We start from the raw sequence: 934 nt of genomic DNA, 5'->3' as shown, positions 1-934 counted from the left end.
CACATCTAATGCAAGGATAGGCTCGCCGCGTACATCGGCCACGTCCATTAACGGGTTATCCTGATTGCTGGTGGAGGAGATGTGGATGTCGCCATCTTTCACAACTAACCATGCAAAGCCAGATCCAAACGTATTAACGGCTGCTTGAGCGAATTCGTCTTTGAACTTTTCGAAGTGACCAAACTTGTCGTTGATGGCTTGCGCAAGTGCGCCTTGTGGTTCACCGCCGCCTTCTGGCGACATGCAATTCCAGTAAAGGATGTGGTTGTAGTAGCCGCCGCCATTGTTGCGAATGGCTGGGCTATGTTGCGAAACGGCTGCGAAGATTTCGTCTAGCGATTGTGTTTCAAGATCACTGCCTTGCACGGCGGTGACGAATTTATCGAAGTAAGTTTTGTGGTGTTTGCTGTAATGCACTTCCATGGTTTTTGCGTCGATGTATGGCTCTAACGCATCGTATGGGTAAGGCAGAGCGGGAAATGTATGCGACATAGTAAATCCTCCTTAATCGGAGGATTTACTCTAATGTTAATGAAAATCATTATCAACTGAAATCTTGTAGGGTTATTTGCCTACTTTAACTAAAGGCAGCGTGATGGAGACGCGCAAACCTCCCAGTGGGCTGCGGCTCGCGACTATCGTACCGCTGTGCTGACGAATCGCACTTTCGGTGATGGTTAACCCTAATCCTGTGCCGCCAGAGTGACGATCACGAGCAGTAGACACACGATAAAATGGACGGAAAATCGCTTCTAACTCTTCATCCGGCACACCATCACCGTTGTCATCGACGGTAATTGTCAGTGTGTCAGTCTCGTCTTGAATGTCGCTCTGCACTTCATCTTTTCCGTAATAAATCGCGTTGCGGATGATGTTTTCTACCGCGCTCATCAACAGTTTTGGGTTGCCTGAGATATGTCGCTCAGGGATCTCT

The 934-nt window shown here is 48.4% G+C and carries 2 protein-coding genes; both read right to left on the bottom strand.

The window, feature by feature from the left end:
* Positions 1-492 (bottom strand): superoxide dismutase (locus R8N47_RS24025; protein ID WP_318185954.1); only part of this gene is annotated, 492 nt, incomplete at its 3' end.
* Positions 493-564: 72 nt separating this feature from the next.
* On the bottom strand, positions 565-934 hold a 370-nt coding region (locus R8N47_RS24020), incomplete at its 5' end, for an ATP-binding protein (protein WP_318185953.1).

The organism is Vibrio sp. 2132-1 (assembly GCF_033344315.1).
Note: the sequence above shows the minus strand (reverse complement) of the source record. Positions and strands in the feature narration are given on the sequence as shown.